Genomic DNA, 15,123 nt, shown 5'->3' on the forward strand with positions numbered 1-15,123 from the left:
GACACGTAGGCTCTTGAGTACGCCTGAAGATATCCAATCTGTCGCCAAGGCGGTCAAGCCGGCAATAAAGACGGCCGCCATTCCGCGTGCTGGTTATGAGTATCAGGATCTGGCCGGAATCGAAATTCTACTCCGGCACTACCGAGACCCTGGCTTATTCAATTGGGTAAAGCTAGAAGCGGACGATAGCCAGTTCAAAGCTCTCGACGACGTTGTGGCGGAGCGAGTCGATGGGTCCTACGAGTTCGTCCAGGTCAAGTTTACGGTTGACTCGGAAAGGTACGAGCTCGACTGGCCCTGGCTTCTTGAGAAGTCCGGGAAGGGGACTTCCATGCTTGCGAAATGGGCGACTTCATTAGCCCGCGTAGCCGCCATGGGGCGGATTCACTCTGCTTGCCTGAAAACAAACCGACTCCCGTCTGCTGGGTTCCGGAAAGGACTCGTCGGCAATCGAGTTTCGTTAGGCAAGCTCGACGCAGGACTGCGGAAATCGATAGAGGCTGAATGCGGCGGTCAAGCCGAAGCTGAGCTCTTTTTCAACTCGTTCGATTTCTTGGGCGAACAGCCAGATTTTCAAGACTACGAGCGACTGCTTCGAGATCAAATTGTGCCGTCAGATACCGACCCACTTGGATGGGTCTATTTTCGACACCACGTGCGCACATGGGCAACCAACAAGAATCAACCGTCCCCTGGTGGAAAGATTCTTCGGGAGCACGTAACCCAGGTGATCAACAAGCGCAGGCCTCAGCCTCTGCGCCAGGACTTTGTCGTTCCTGACGGATACCAGCCCCCAAGCAGCATCTTTTACGAAACCATCAGGACCCGGCTTCAGGACAACAAATCAACCACCGTTCTTTGGGGTACACCAGGCCGTGGGAAAAGTACTTTCCTGAGCTATTTGACGCTGAAACTCCAGAAAGAAGGCGCTGCGGTCCTCCGCCATCACTATTTCATTCCAGCGGAGGAAGACTTCTCCGATCGAACATCCTTTGCTGATATTGCAGCTTCCCTACTCGAACAACTTGGCGCGCGGCATGCCGAAGCGATGGACGGAGTCTCCGACAACGAGCGAGACTTTCGGCGATCTATCAAAGCAGCCGCCGCTAACTTGGCCAAGGAGGACAAGCGCCTCTACATCGTCATCGATGGACTGGACCATGTGTGGCGGGACAACAGGCGGGTAGATCAACTCAATCACCTGTTCAATGAGCTTCTTCCGCCTCCGGAGAACGTGAGCGTCATTGTAGGAACGCAGCGAGTTCCCGATGAGCAACTACCGAGCAAGCTATTGACGCTCGCAAGGGATGAGGATTGGCAGGAGATTCCTGCCATGGAACAAACATCTGTTCATAGTTGGCTTGCGCTCATGAACGAGGTCAGGCCACTACTGCTGCGCTTTGACCCAACTCCGGACCGCAGAGCTGAGTTGGTGAGTGAAGTTGCCGAAGCTCTCTTCCAGATTAGCCAGGGGCATCCGCTGCATCTGATCTACGCGTATGAGCAGCTTGTTCGCGCTGGAGTACCGATTTCTGCCGACGATGTGAAGGCCCTGGCCCCCTGCCCGGACGGCGACATCAAGACCTACTACCAAGGTCTTTGGGTTCGACTGACCCCCACGGCGAAGAATGCCCTACACATGTTGGCGGGATCCGGGTTCCATTGGCCCAGTCTCGGCATTAGACAGGTACTAGGCGACTTCAGCGAGATTGATCACCTTCTCGAGCCGCGCCGTTTTGGCATGGTGCCGTTCCATTCCAGCGTGTTTGCTTGGGTTCGAGAAAGGCCTGATCACGACGAATCGTATGTCTCGCTATTGCCGAAGATCGTGGATTGGCTTGAGAACGAAGCCCCAGAGTATTGGCGATGGGGATGGCTATGGCTGACTAAGGCGCGAGCCGGCGATTTCGCTGATCTGATGGCTGGAACGAATCGTGACTGGGTGGTTTCGTCGCTCTCGAGCGGTTGGCCTCCAGAGCAGATCGAGAGCATTCTGAAATCGGCGGAAGAGAAGTGTTTCCTTGACGGAGACCTTCCCGGTACCGTTAAACGTCGCAGTCTTAAGACGCGCGTGTCGAACGGTCGAGATTACCAAGCGCGAGACTTTTCTCTGTTTCTCGCAACTGCGTTAACAGTCTCCAAGAATCGCCAGCAGACGCTCAATCTTATTGACGCCCCCTTCGAGCTTTCAGACGAAGAGGTTGGCGCAATCGGGCGATGTGGCCTTACCGAGTTGGCATCGGAAACTCAGCCGGCCTGCCTAAGTGAGCTAGGGCGACGCATAAACACCTGGATTTCACTGCGCCACCGCCCGTATGCGGAGTTCACCAAACTCATTGATCAGCTAATTGCAGTTAGCGCGCAGATGGGGGCTACCGATGTAGAGCGAGTCCTGAGCTTTCTTCTCGGGTTCGAGGAGCCCGATCCGTACATTGCCAAATTGATTCGCTCGTTAGGGAATGCTCGAAATCTAGCGGGACTCCAACTTGCGCTGACGAAGCTGCAGGATGATGCCTGGGAAGAACATCGGACCCTTGCTTGCGATGAAATCATCAGAATTGCTGGATCAAATGGAGCGGACGCGCGGCAACTGATCTTAAGCGGGAATGGGCCCATTTCACCCTTCGCGGCCTATTGGTTTCTTAGCAGAGGCTTCGATCTGCCATCTGAAGTACGTCACGCCGATGTACCGACCGAGCTCATACAGGGTCGCTACACGTACGGAATGAGAGAGGAGGTGGCCGCCTTCTTTTGGGATTCATTCTGGTCCGCGCTATACGTAGCAATGCGTGCTGGGGACGCGCCGTACACCTTGATTCCACGGGATCTAGGGGGAGAAGAAGGCTGGATCGGAGTGGGATTGGCTCAGCTCGAAGAAGTTGCGGCCTCGATTGCTACAGGCGAACTCAAGGCGGACTTTGCGGCTGTGTACTTGGGATCAGCAGATATTGCGGCGGTGTTGCATGGCCCGTCGCCAGAGGAAGACTACACACAGTACATCGCGTATTGCGAGGCGCTTCGCAGGATTGCGTTAGACCTCCACCTTGCGACAAGTAACGGGACTCGAGTATCGGTGGCTACTTTCGAAATCGCGAGAGGCTCCGTACATTGGTCCGACGAAATCTGGGTTGCGCGTACCAGCGCATCCCGGGCCCCCGTTCTAGAGCCGGCTGCAGCTAAGACGATGCTGACAGATGAGGCCAATCGGCTTGTATCTAAGGTTGTGGAGTTTAGCGAAAGGTCTGAGCGATGGACTCTGTTGGCCGATGTAGCGAAGCTCTATAACGACGCGGAGCAACAAGCCTATCTGCGCCACGCAGCAGAATGCGTAGTCGGGTACGGGTGGAGGAAGGACCTGGGTGCGTTTGAAGTATTGGACGCCATTTCGTGGGTTCACTCCAAAGATCCTTCGAACACACGCAAATGGCTGGAAACGACTGCGCCGATAGTTGATCAGATCACGGAGTTTACGGATGGGGACGAGACCGGTCACGTCAGGTCGGAGCTCATTGACGCCGTGAACAAATGTCTCTCGGAGTTCCTGCCAAGCCTTTTTGAGCATCACGTTGATGAGGACGAGCACAGGTACGCAGACGAATGCATCATCGAATACGTAGGATCCATGGATCTTTCCCTGGAGGAGTCGCGCGCCCTCGCTGGAACTCTAATCGACACCAGGACGTTGGAGGCTCTCGAGAAGCGGGCTCTCGACGATGGAGCGGCAAGGAGGCTTGTTGATGCGCAAGTGGCATTCCTTGGTGGACACCCGCCGCCAGAACGATATGAATCATCAAATTCGGAGTCGGAAAACGAAAGCAAGGAGCTGCCGGATGCGACTTTGTTCGGGCCAGAGTGTTTCTCGGATGTCCTGGCTGCATCGGAGGCCGTTGACTACAAGCTGCGTAGCGGATTCTTCGCCTCCTGGCTCAACCACTGCCGTGAAAACGGGGCCGCCACACGAGCATTGCGCTGCATTTGGTCATATTTCGAGAGCTCCGAGCAAACATACGGCGCTGACGAGATTCTTGATGAGGCATTTCGCCTTAGCCTAGAGGTAGAAGGTAAGGAAGCGGCGTATCCATGGTTAGTGAAGGCACACATTCATCGTAGCGGGTGGCAGAGCTGGTTCAATTCCGAGAAGGAGGCGATGGACCGACTCGAGTTAGCTGCTACCAACTTCGCGGACCGTTGGCTTTCCTACATCCGAGACACGTCAGTGCCGGCACCCTACTATCGGCGACGCGGCCACGGGTTAGTCATCGGCTACAAGTACCTGGTGCGATTCCTCGTCTTGGCTGGCCAGATTGAGGTCGCAAGCGCCGTAACCGACGCCTTCGTAAAAACTCTGGCCGATGAGGTGCAAGACCAGCCGATTCCACCGGCGTCTTGGTTCAAGCCCAGCAGCCCTGGAATCTCGAATGGCCTCGGCATGCTTTTTACGCGGCTGAAATGGCCGGTGCCGATGGCCCGTTTTCTAGTGGCAAGAAAAATTCGAGAGTTGTTGGAGAACGCTGTAACACGACCTGCGGCTACTGCCGCCCTGCTTGAACATCTTGAGCGCTGCAGGTACGAATCTGAGACCTGCGAAGTACTTAATCTGCTGATGCTCGCATCCGAGGACGCTCGCCCACCGCATAGCGTTGTGGCGTGCCGCATCAAGCATCCCTCAATCCTTGCCGACCTCCTGCTCGAGAAGACATTTGGGAACGGGAAGGCTATCGGCGGGTGGAGGCAAACGTACTCCCCGGAGTTTCCGCACGATTTTGAGCCGAGTGCCTATTTCGAAGAGCACAAGACATCGCACGTTCCGCCGGTGTATCGCAATCACTTCTTGGAGCTGGAGCGGAAGAGCGGCTTCCCTTTTGGAACGCAATGGGCGTTTGAATGGAAAAACATTTGCGAGTCACTCGGCACTCACTACACACGATACCCGTACTACTTCGGCGACTTCTCTGAGCTTCGTGAGGGCATCATTGGACAGTTCTGGCAAAGGATGCGCGAAGCATATCTTTCGGCCTACCTGAGAACGCTCGCATTTGCCGTCTCGGAATTGGGCTTGCCTCAAGCGTTTGCAGAGGACCGTTGCCTACATATGGTTTACGGTATCCATGGCCTGCATGAACTGACGCCAGCCCGCCGACCAGATTGGCTGGGGGACTTTCCCGAAGAGGCTCTAGCGTCAGGAGGCGAATTGGAGACGGTTGCTCGCCAGTTCCTCAGTGCCATTCAGATAGATGGCATGCGGCTCACGTCCCTCAGGACTCCCCTCAAATCGTCCGTCGACAACTACGCGATATTGGACATCAGCTCTCACCTTGTAACTTCCGACTACGAGCCAGGCGCCGACCCAAAGTTTTACGAGATGGGGCGAATTCTCCAGGCCGAGAACCTGAGACTAGAGGGGGAGCTGTCGTTGCTACCGCTACAGTCGATAGAGGCCGAGGGCAAGTCGGGTTCCGAATTTGCCGTTTGCGTGGATCTGACGCCCTTGCCCTTCGGTTCTTGGCAATCTGATGTGATTAGCGTCGGATTGCCCGTCCCTGAGCCGCATGTGGCGTCAGGCAATCTCCGTTGCACTACAGATGCGATCGAGTTGATAGACCCTTCAGGGGCAGTCATCGGAAGAACGATCACCTGGAACGATCACTGGAGCCCGCTGTACCCGCGCGAAGGCAGGACACGATGCGGCGTAGCCGCATTTCTCAACTCAGCCGCCCTTGACATTTCGCAAAAGCGCACGAAACGAGAGTTGGCTTGGTCCATCGCAATAACCACCTGGCGCCGCGAGGAAAGTCTGGAAGCCTATTCGGCCCACCGTCGATCCGTTTTCTTTAAGGACGTGTAGGTACAGGAGAGCGTAAGACCTGGCTGATCCGTGCTACTTGCCCTTCACCATCCGCTTGTGTACCAACTCTCGAAAGATTTCGGGCGAAAGATCCGCACCTTCGATGATGGCGGCGACAATTACAGGCGACGGAAGCCGCGGCAATGTTTGGCACTTTGGTTCGCCCGAGAACCTGATTGAAACAGCGGACTACTGCGTCAGTAAGTCACCGACGAGTACGCTGATCTCGGGCGCTGCGTCAATCAGCCCTGAGCCGTAACCCAATTGGCTTCATCACTGACAGCCCCTCGGAAAACTGATGCCCGCTTTTGGCCGAAAGCAGGCAACTGCAAGGCAGAAGCCCGCTGGTATCCAATACACGCGCCACATTCAGTGGACACCTCTACCCGACATGTTAGGCAATACGCCTAATGGATTGAGCACCGGCGTCCGCATGCGGCCAGAAGCCGGGGCGCCGAGAGAGACCGCTCACGAGCAGAATCGGCCGCCGGCGCACTAGTTGCACAGAGCTCTCGTGCCCTGCTGATCTGCCACTGAGCCAAACTAAACGTCCGCTTGTTAGTCAAACCCAGCAGCTCTAAGATCGAGTTGTACTGAAGATATCCCGCTCAGCATTGGGCGGAGTGATGTCGCCCAACTGCCCTCCGAGAGGGAGAGGCTTTCAATCACGGGATTCCATCATGATTAGGGACGATCTGAGCGACAAGCTAGTCCATTTGGTTCGCGGTGACACAGTTGGAGACGCATTCAAGAAGTTTCAGAGCATCATCCGCGAGGGGCGGTTGCGGGGAGGTAACGGCTACATTAAAGGGGGATACAAATGCGTGTGCTTCACGGACACCCCCATCAGCAAGCTCGGCTACGTTCTTGCCAATCCGGATCCAAAAAAAATGCGCTACCGCCCGATTGGCATCATGGTGGACAAGAAGTATGTCTTTGAGGCTGGCGGACGTCCCGTTATCTATCAGCCAGACATTGACTTTGAGAAGCTGCCAGACGCCCTTCGCTACCGCCACGTTAGGTTTGAACTTGATCGACCAGAAGGCGCTGTTGACTTCACTTGGGAGCGAGAGTGGAGGCTACGTGCTGATGAACTCACACTTCCTCGGGATTCAACGACTGTCGTTCTTCCAAACCGTGACTGGCGTGACATCCTAGTTGAAGATCACATCACTCGGATTCAAGATGAGGTTCGACAATTGGGCAGTGATGCAGCCCTCGCAATTGAAGCGTACCCATGGCATATCATTGTGCTTGAGGATCTTGGCATTCCGATTCCAGATGGGCTGTAACTACGCTTTCGTCGTCCTCGAAAAACCATCGAATTGACGGCTTGGGCTTTGCAGGCCATCTGCAGGCCTTACTGACGTCCGCAGTGGCCGGAGGGCATCATGCGACTCAAAGCGAACATCTCACTTCTACCGGCGAGTTTGCAGTGGTCGCCGGGCCTGAAAACTGCGGCGCCTATCTTCGGGCTGGAAAATCTGGGTACCTCGCCCTAGCCGCCCCCTCGCTGCACGAAGCCAACACCCAAACCCGCCGCTTCGTCCAACAAACCATGACGGAGCAACGCATCCCCGGCCTACAGCTAGCCGTCGTCAAAGACGGCCGCATCGTCCTCTCGGAAAGCTACGGCTACGCCAACGTCGAAAACAAAGTACCGGTCACGCCCAAGACACGCTTCCCCCTCAACTCCGCCACCAAGGCCTTCACCGGCGTCGCGCTGATGCAGCTCGCGCAGGACGGGCGGGTGGATCTCGACGCGCCGGCGTCGCGCTACCTGGACGATCTGCCCGCGGCGTGGCGGGCGATCCGCGTGCGTCAGTTGCTCGGGTATACGTCGGGGCTGCCGGACCTCGTCGATCCACGCGATTCGATCGTCGGCGCCACCGAGACGGCGTGGCAGGCGGTCAAGGCGCGGCCGTTGAAGGCGGCCGCTTCGCGCTGATTCGGTGGGCTGCACGCGCGGCGTGCCGCGTGTTCGGTTCGTGCAGCCCACCAACGCGCGTCCGGTCCCGACCCGAAGCGGACATTCCTAGGAAAGCCGGCCAGTTTGCACTCCTTGCCGGCGGCGAAAATCTAGGCTCGACCAACCTTGGAATCGAGGCTGATGGTCCCCGCGCCAACACTGCTCAACAGCAGGAACCCACCCGCCATCGTTATGTTCTTGAGGAACATGATCATCTGGATCTGGTCGGCGAACTGGTGATGGAAGATCGCGGCGGTCATCAGGCAGAAGCCCACGAGCAGCGCTGCGACGACGCGGGTGCGGTACCCCAGCGCGATCAGCAGGCCCGCACCGATCTCGAACACGATAGTGGGCCACAACAGCGCGCCGGGCACGCCCATTGCTTCCATGTAGCCACGGGTGGCATCCGCCGCGCCGATCTTGGAAAGGCCGGACAGGATGAAGATCAGGGCCATCAGCACGCGGGCGATGCTCATGGCGAGCGCTTGCAGTCGAATGTTCATGGCAGAGGTCTCAAGGTTTTTTGGGCGGGTTGGTGGTGGAAAAGATGTAGCGGGCAAAGCGCCACTGGCCATCGGATTCACGATGCAGCAGGAAGATTTCTTGGTTGGCCTCCGGGACGGGAGGTTGTTCCGATGCGAGCACTTTCACCGTGCCGTTGGAGCGCGTGCGGGCGTAGGCCCAGTCGCGCGACAACACCCGGATCTCGTCGATGTTGAAGTCGATGTCCAGGCGGATGGCGCCGAAGACCTTCCGATAGGCCGTGCGGACTTCGTCGCGGCCTACTGCCGGCTGGCTGTGCTGCGGCATGAACACGGCGTCCGCGGCGTAGAGCTGCATGACGGCGTCGATGTCGGAGCTGTTCAGCGCCTGCTCGTAACGGTCGAGTTGGCGTTTGATGGCGGTTTGGTCGCGATTGCCGAACGGGGCGTCTGCGGCGATGGCCGCCAAGGGCAGCAACGCGAGCACGGCCACTGCCAGCAAGCCAGTTGGGTTATGGATTTTCATGGGCGATCTCCGGTTGGGTTATAGGCGTACAACGAACTTGCCGAGCGCACGATCGCTTTCGATCAGGCTGTGCGCGCGACGGACATCATCGAAATCGAAGGTGCTGCTGCGCAGCGAGGGCATGCGGCCGCCCGCGACTTCACCGGCGATCCAGGGCAGCGGCGATTCCTGCAAGGGCATGGCCGGCGTGCCGAGCAGGCCGCTGGGGAAAAAGTTCAGCCGCACTGCGCCGGGCAGGTCCTGCATCAGTTGGAACTGCTCCAGTAGCGGCGGGCCACCGAGCAGGCCGATTACCGACACCCCGCCGAACGGGCGAACGGTCCTGATCGAATCGCGCAAGGTCGCAGCCCCCACGACCTCCAGGACGGCGTCGACCCCGGACGGAGCGATCTCGCGCACTTGCGGGGCGATCTCACCCGTGTCGACGACGACAGCGTCGGCTCCCATCTCCTGCAGGCGCTGGCGGTTGGCCGTCGACCGGGTGGTCGCGACGACGCGCAGGCCACGCGCCTTCGCGTACGTCACGGCGGCCAGTCCCACCGAGGACGTCGCGCCTCGCACCAGCAGGGTTTGTCCCGCTTGGATCGCGAGGCTGCGGTCGAGCGCGCCCCACACGGTCAGGTAGGCTTCGGGCAAAGCGGCGAGTTCATCCCATGGCAAATCGCTGTTGTCGAGCGAGACCACGTTCTGCCGCAACACCGTCACCTGCTCGGCATAACTGCCGTTGCGGCTGAACTGCAGGCCGCCCATCGCGGTGGCGACACGCTGGCCCGTGCGGAAGAGGCCTAACGGATCACGGATGACTTCGCCGACCGCTTCGATGCCGGGCACGACCTGGCCCGAGATCGGGCCCATCCTGCCGAGGCGGCGATACACCTCGGCGCGATTGAGGCCGAAGGCACGCACGCGAATCTGCACTTCGTCCGCACCGGGCTCGGGTGAGGCGATGTCGCGCAATTGCAGGACTTCCGGGCCGCCGGACTGTTCGATCACATAAGCCTTCATGATCGACGACCTCAGGCGCGCGGCTGGGTGGTCGCGAACAGGTAGCGGTGGATCTTCCACGCGCCTTCTTCGCGACGGAACACGAACAGCTCGTTGTTGCCTTCGCTCACTTCCACGCCCGCGGCGAGGATCTGCGTGCGACCGGCGGAGCTGGTGCGCGCCCAAGCCCAGTCGCCGGCTTCTTCGATCTCATGGAGGTCGAAGCGGATGGCGAGCTTGATCGTGGCGAACACCTGTTCGTAACCCGCGCGCACGGCGTCGCGGCCCACCAGGGCCGGGGCGTGCTGCGGCATGAACACGGGCTCGCGGCCATACAGGCCGAGGATGGTGTCGATGTCGTTGGCGTTGAGGGCGGTCTCGTAGGACTGCAGGACGGACTGGATGGACATGGCGTTGCTCCGGTTGGGGCCGCCGGGTTGGCGGCTGGAGCACACTGTGTCCCTATCGATTACGCAATAGAATCCGTATTCTTGGTAACCGTCCTACCGTATTCGAGAGGAGCCCCATGGACCTCAACGCCGTCCAGATGTTCGTCAGCGTGGTTCAGGCGGGCAGCCTGTCCGCGGGGGCCGCGCGGCTGGGACTGCCGCTGCCGACGCTCAGCCGGCGCATTCGCGATCTGGAGCGGCAGTTGAACGTGCAGTTGCTGGAACGGTCGGTGCGCGGCACTCGCCTGACCGACGCGGGTACGCGACTGTACGAGCATGCCGGTCGCGGCATCGAGGCGCTGCTCGAGGCCGAGCAGGCCGTGGTCAGCGATCAGGCGCGGCTCAAGGGTCGGCTGCGGCTGTCGCTGCCTCCGGCCTTCGAGCCGTGGTGGGAACTGCTGTCCCTGTTCCAGCAGCGCTACCCGGACATCCAGTTGCATGTCTTTACGACCGAGCGTCGCGTCGACCTGGTCGAGGACGGCATCGACGTGGCATTGCGCGTCGGTGCGATCGCGCACGAGTCGATGGTGGCGCGCCGCGTGCTCGGGTACCGGCATATGCTGGTGGCTGCCCGTGCGCTGGTCGAACGCCTGGGGCTGCCGGAATCCGTGGAAGCGCTGCATCGCTTTCCCTGCGCGACCTGGTCGTCTGGCGCCAATGCCGCAAGTCTTTGGCACCTTGGCGAGGAGACGATCGCGCCGCGAAGCGTGCTGACCACCAACGACTATGCGCATCTTCGGAATCGTGCGCTGGCGGGAGATGTCGTTGCCGAATTGCCGCCGTTTCTTGCGACGCCGGCGTTGCGCACGGGCGACCTGATACCGCTGCTGCCCGACAGTCCGATGCCCGAACAGCAGATCCATCTGCTCTATCCGTCGCATCGGCATCCGTCTGCGATCGTGCGGACGTACCTGGACTTCTGCATTCAGCACGTGCGATCGCTCGTGACTTTGTGAAAGTCCGCTAATGGCCGGAAGCGGACGCAATCCCCGCGTCAGACCTTGGCTCCGGGCTGCGCCGCCCTCCCTTGAGCCTCGGCTCAATGCGCCACCCGAACGTCCTCCCGAAACACCCCCGGCGTAACCCCCTGCCACTCCTTGAACGCTCGAATGAAAGAGTTCACGTCCTGGAAGCCGAGCAGGAACGCGATTTCCCCCTGCGCGAGCATCGGCTTGCGCAGGTAGTGCAGCGCGAGTTGTTGACGGGTGGCGGTCAGGATGTCTTTGAACGTCGCCGACTCCTCGCCGAGTTGGCGCTGCAAGGTGCGCTTGCTGACGGCCAACTGCTTCGCCACTTCTTCGATGGTGTGCTGCCCGGACGGAAGGCCCTCCAGTAAGACCGCTTTGACGCGGTCGCGCATGCTCGCCGCGGCGTCCAGGGTCGATAGCCGCTTGCGCAAGGCCGGCTCGAAGAAGGCCCACATCGGTTCGTTGGCGGTGAGGAATTGCCGCGTGGCGTCTTCGGACGAAAAAACGATCCGAATGGCCGAGCCGATTTTCGGCCGGACGCCCAGAAAGTCCGAATAGCCATCGAGGCCGTCCGGCAGTTCCGGCAGCACGGCTTCGCGCGGAATCACCGGGTGCCGGGTGCCCATACGGATCAGTTGGGTCAGGAAGATCAGTTCGGTCGCGGCGAAGCTGGGGGGAATCGGGGCGGCGTTCGCATAGCACTCCAGCGTCGCCGATGTGTGGCTGGCGCCGATGTCCACTGCGAGCGCCATCGGGCCGATCAGCTTCTTGAAGGCCGACAGGCGCTGCAGCGCGATGTTCATGTTGGGGCTGCACAGGCTGGCGAAGATCGGCGGATCGAAGGCTTCCACCGAGATGGCTTTGCCCACCTTGATCGGCAGCGCCGCGTCTCCGCCGGCGGCCTGTTCGATCGCCTGCCAGAACTGGAAGAACTGAGCCGGGGTGATCGTGGCGTCTTGCCGGGCGAACAAATCGGCGGGCAGGTCGGCCTGCCTCAGCACGCGCCCGAGATCGACCTCCATGTCCGACAGCAGCAGTCTCCAGCCCGGTTGTACGGCGAAGTGCGTGGCCTGCTTCATCGATGCGGCGCTCTCGTGGTTCTGGCCGTTAGTGCTTCGGGATCAGCCCGTTGTCGATCAGTTGCTGGAACATGTCTTGGATGGATTCGGCCAGCGGGCGGTAGGCCATTCCCAGCTCCGCGATGCTCTTGCGATTATCCGCCTTCCAGGGCAGGCCGACGTTTCGGGTCACGAAGGCGCGCGTGGTGGATTTGTCGACCAAGGGCGCGAGCAGCCAGACCATCCACTTGGGCAGCGTCCGACGCGGCACAGGATAGGCCGAAAACCGGGGCAGCAGCGCCTGCGCCAGCGCCGGCAGGGACGTGTTGTGGCCGGAGACGATGGTGCGGCCGCTGGCGACCGGCAGGTAAGCCGCGCGCAGGTGCGCTTCGGCCAGATCGCGGACATCGACCGCGCCGACGCCGATGTCGGCGGCGCCCGCCTTCATTCGGCCGTCGCCGAGTTGTCGAACGATGTTGAAGCTCTCCGAGGTCGCGTGCGGATTGATCGCGGGGCCGATGACGAAACTCGGATTGACCACAACCAGGTCCCAGGCCAACTGACGGCCCGCGACGCGCCAGGCCTCTTGCTCCGCGACCGTCTTGGAATAGGCGTAGGGGTTGTGGTTCAACGACGAGCTGGTGTTCCAGTCGTCTTCGGTGAAAACGCCCGTGGCGGTGCTGTCGAGATCGGCATTGTCGCCATAGATGGCGGCGCAGCTGCTCGTCAGGACCACGCGCTTGACCGAGGCCGTTCGGCTGGCGGTTTCGAGCACGTTCCGGGTCCCGAGTTGCGCGGGATCGACGAGTTCCTTTTGCGGGTCCGTGATGTTCAAGGTGAAAGGCGACGCGGTATGGAACACGAGGCCGCAGCCGTCCATCGCTTCGGCGTACGAGCCTGGTTGCAGCAGGTCCGCCTGGAAGTAGCGCAGGGTTCCCGGGGACTGGGCGGCCAGTTCGTTGAGGTGGCGGACCTTGTGTCGATCTCCAGGGTCGCGCACGGCGGCATGCACCGTCGTGCCTTCTTCCAACAGCCGTTTCACGATCCAGCCGGCGACATAGCCGGTGGCGCCGGTCACGAGCACCGGCTTGCTTTTATCGATCGTCAGTTCAATCACGAGAGGGTCCTCACACGGTGTGCGGCGGCCGGGCCGGGTCGCCGGGCCGCGTCGATGTCGTGAGGGTGACTATCCTCGCGGCGGCACCGGAGTTCACTCGCAGATCGCGCCAAATTACGCTCAAAGCGCGCCATCCGGCCTGGGAGGCGGCTGGTGCCGGCAGTCCACGGAGGACTCGGCGGATTCGACGAGCAGTCGTCGCAGGCGCAAGGCATTCGCAGCGTTCCCTATCTGTTGATCGACGGGGTGCATGGGGTCAGCGGATCGCAAACGCCCGATCAGTATCTGAGTGCGATTCTGGAGATAGCGGCCCGCGATGGAGGATGAGATCTCCGTCTTCGCTCCCGGGCGTTCGTCGCCTCGTTGACGCTCGGGGCGACGTCCTTTCGACCAGACAGGGCCGCGAGCGATTTAAACCGTCCGCCGCTCCAGCACATCCACCCACCGGGCTGACCACGCCCCCCTCGACCAGGGTCTTGAACCTCACCTCTCCACCACTGTCACCCAGGGACTCGCATGCCGTCCGCAAACCTCCGCTTCGCCGCGCTCATCACTGCTGCGCTGATGTCGCTGCCCTGCCTCGCCCTCGCCGCCCCTTCGCTGCGCGAAGCCAACGACCAAGCCCGACGGTTCGTCCAGCAGACCATGACGGAGCAACGCATCCCCGGCCTGCAGGTCGCCGTCGTCAAAGACGGCCGCATCGTCCTCTCGGAAAGCTACGGCTACGCCAACGTCGAAAACAAAGTCCCGGTCACGGCCAAGACGCGCTTCCCCCTCAACTCCGCCACCAAGGCCTTCACCGGCGTCGCGCTGATGCAGCTCGCGCAGGACGGGCGGGTGGATCTCGACGCGCCGGCGTCGCGCTATCTGGACGATCTGCCCGCGGCGTGGCGGGCGATCCGCGTGCGTCAGTTGCTCGGGCATACGTCGGGCCTGCCGGACCTCGTCGATCAACGCGGTTCCATCGTCGGCGCCACCGAAGCGGCGGCGTGGCAGGCGGTCAAGGCGCGGCCGTTGGAGGCGCCGGTCGGCGAGCGGTTCGCGTACAACCAGACCAATTACGGCCTGTTGGCGCAGATCGTCGTGAAGCAGACGAACGCGCCGTTCGAGCAGTATCTGGCGCAGCGTCAGTTCGCCGTGGTCGGCATGCCGCTGACCACCTTCGGCGACAGCTACGATCTGGTGCCCAACGCGGCGACGATCTACAGCTGGTCGCCGCGCGGCACGCTGGCGAAGGACGACGCCGACCGCTTGTCGCGCTGGGTCTACGACATTCCCTACAGCCTGTGGGCCGGCGGCGGCCTTCAGACCACCGCGGACGAGGTGTCGCGTTGGCTCATCGCGTTGTCGGACGGCCGCTTGATCGATGCCGCCCATCTGCGCCGCATGTGGACGCCCGAGCGTCTGAACGACGGCACCGACGGCGCCTGGGGCGCGGGTTGGCCGGTGCTGCGCGCCGCGCCGCCGCGGCAGGTGGCCGGCATCGGCGGCGCGCGCGCGGCGTTCGTGGTGTATCCGGACGATGGGGTGGCGGTGGTGGTGTTGACCAATCTTGCGGGGGCGAATCCGCAGCGGTTTGTTGGGAAGATTGCGGAGTTTTATGTGCCGTTGAAGGCGGCGGCTTCGCGCTGATGGGGTGGGCTGTCTATCGGCTGGGCGCGTCGGACCACCGTCCGAACGATGCTTGCGTCGGCAACTTGCGCATCGAAGCCGAAGCGAAGAAGC

The 15,123-nt window shown here is 60.9% G+C and carries 11 protein-coding genes and 1 pseudogene; 6 read left to right on the top strand and 6 right to left on the bottom strand.

Translation table 11 applies throughout. The features are described from left to right. Nucleotides 1–13: 13 nt before the first annotated feature. The 3 genes and pseudogenes from J5226_RS20170 to J5226_RS20180 form a co-directional block, all read left to right on the top strand. On the top strand, nucleotides 14–5,845 hold the full coding sequence (locus tag J5226_RS20170; RefSeq protein WP_215836467.1) for an ATP-binding protein: 5,832 nt from the start codon (nucleotides 14–16) through the stop codon (nucleotides 5,843–5,845). Between the two features lie 680 nt (nucleotides 5,846–6,525). Then, nucleotides 6,526–7,137: a hypothetical protein gene (locus tag J5226_RS20175; protein ID WP_215836469.1), complete on the top strand. Its 612-nt coding sequence runs from the start codon at nucleotides 6,526–6,528 to the stop codon at nucleotides 7,135–7,137. Between the two features lie 221 nt (nucleotides 7,138–7,358). Beyond that, nucleotides 7,359–7,781 (top strand): annotated as a pseudogene (locus J5226_RS20180) (serine hydrolase domain-containing protein); the annotation flags it as partial. A gap of 143 nt (nucleotides 7,782–7,924) precedes the next feature. Here J5226_RS20180 and J5226_RS20185 read toward each other — a convergent pair. Genes J5226_RS20185 through J5226_RS20200 form a run of 4 tightly spaced genes read right to left on the bottom strand, consistent with a single transcriptional unit; the run spans nucleotide 7,925 to nucleotide 10,216 of the window. Further along, nucleotides 7,925–8,317, bottom strand: coding sequence for a DoxX family protein (locus tag J5226_RS20185; protein WP_215836471.1), 393 nt, complete (start codon nucleotides 8,315–8,317; stop codon nucleotides 7,925–7,927). A 10-nt stretch (nucleotides 8,318–8,327) separates the two neighbouring features. Next, entirely contained in the window at nucleotides 8,328–8,822 is a 495-nt protein-coding gene (locus J5226_RS20190; RefSeq protein ID WP_215836473.1) for an SgcJ/EcaC family oxidoreductase, read from the bottom strand. 18 nt (nucleotides 8,823–8,840) lie between these two features. Beyond that, complete coding sequence (locus J5226_RS20195) at nucleotides 8,841–9,827, bottom strand: zinc-binding dehydrogenase (protein ID WP_215836475.1); 987 nt, start codon at nucleotides 9,825–9,827, stop codon at nucleotides 8,841–8,843. An 11-nt stretch (nucleotides 9,828–9,838) separates the two neighbouring features. Beyond that, the gene (locus J5226_RS20200; RefSeq protein WP_215836477.1) at nucleotides 9,839–10,216 is read right to left on the bottom strand and encodes a nuclear transport factor 2 family protein; all 378 of its coding nucleotides are present in this window, start codon (nucleotides 10,214–10,216) and stop codon (nucleotides 9,839–9,841) included. A gap of 116 nt (nucleotides 10,217–10,332) precedes the next feature. On the opposite strand from J5226_RS20200, the gene J5226_RS20205 reads away from it, so the two are divergent. Next, nucleotides 10,333–11,211, top strand: a complete 879-nt coding sequence (locus J5226_RS20205; protein WP_215836479.1) for a LysR family transcriptional regulator — start codon at nucleotides 10,333–10,335, stop codon at nucleotides 11,209–11,211. Nucleotides 11,212–11,294: 83 nt separating this feature from the next. Here J5226_RS20205 and J5226_RS20210 read toward each other — a convergent pair whose 3' ends face one another. Together J5226_RS20210 and J5226_RS20215 are read right to left on the bottom strand one after the other, a co-directional pair. After that, nucleotides 11,295–12,302, bottom strand: coding sequence for an AraC family transcriptional regulator (locus J5226_RS20210; protein ID WP_215836481.1), 1,008 nt, complete (start codon nucleotides 12,300–12,302; stop codon nucleotides 11,295–11,297). Nucleotides 12,303–12,330: 28 nt separating this feature from the next. After that, nucleotides 12,331–13,398, bottom strand: a complete 1,068-nt coding sequence (locus J5226_RS20215) for an NAD-dependent epimerase/dehydratase family protein (RefSeq protein ID WP_255322865.1) — start codon at nucleotides 13,396–13,398, stop codon at nucleotides 12,331–12,333. Nucleotides 13,399–13,551: 153 nt separating this feature from the next. Here J5226_RS20215 and J5226_RS20220 point away from each other — a divergent pair, with 153 nt between their 5' ends. Both J5226_RS20220 and J5226_RS20225 read left to right on the top strand, forming a co-directional pair. Then, the gene (locus tag J5226_RS20220; RefSeq protein WP_215836483.1) at nucleotides 13,552–13,725 is read left to right on the top strand and encodes a hypothetical protein; all 174 of its coding nucleotides are present in this window, start codon (nucleotides 13,552–13,554) and stop codon (nucleotides 13,723–13,725) included. A gap of 189 nt (nucleotides 13,726–13,914) precedes the next feature. Continuing rightward, complete coding sequence (locus tag J5226_RS20225; RefSeq protein WP_215836485.1) at nucleotides 13,915–15,030, top strand: serine hydrolase domain-containing protein; 1,116 nt, start codon at nucleotides 13,915–13,917, stop codon at nucleotides 15,028–15,030. Nucleotides 15,031–15,123 lie beyond the last annotated feature (93 nt).

The sequence above is a fragment of the Lysobacter sp. K5869 genome (assembly GCF_018847975.1).
Lineage (GTDB): Bacteria > Pseudomonadota > Gammaproteobacteria > Xanthomonadales > Xanthomonadaceae > Lysobacter.

Excerpts from the sequence above, each read along its gene's own strand:
- J5226_RS20205 (WP_215836479.1), top strand. The coding sequence starts at position 10,333 with ATGGACCTCAACGCCGTCCAGATGTTCGTCAGCGTGGTTCAGGCGGGC.
- J5226_RS20190 (WP_215836473.1), bottom strand. The coding sequence starts at position 8,822 with ATGAAAATCCATAACCCAACTGGCTTGCTGGCAGTGGCCGTGCTCGCG.
- J5226_RS20175 (WP_215836469.1), top strand. The coding sequence starts at position 6,526 with ATGATTAGGGACGATCTGAGCGACAAGCTAGTCCATTTGGTTCGCGGT.
- J5226_RS20225 (WP_215836485.1), top strand. The coding sequence starts at position 13,915 with ATGCCGTCCGCAAACCTCCGCTTCGCCGCGCTCATCACTGCTGCGCTG.
- J5226_RS20185 (WP_215836471.1), bottom strand. The coding sequence starts at position 8,317 with ATGAACATTCGACTGCAAGCGCTCGCCATGAGCATCGCCCGCGTGCTG.
- J5226_RS20210 (WP_215836481.1), bottom strand. The coding sequence starts at position 12,302 with ATGAAGCAGGCCACGCACTTCGCCGTACAACCGGGCTGGAGACTGCTG.
- J5226_RS20200 (WP_215836477.1), bottom strand. The coding sequence starts at position 10,216 with ATGTCCATCCAGTCCGTCCTGCAGTCCTACGAGACCGCCCTCAACGCC.
- J5226_RS20195 (WP_215836475.1), bottom strand. The coding sequence starts at position 9,827 with ATGAAGGCTTATGTGATCGAACAGTCCGGCGGCCCGGAAGTCCTGCAA.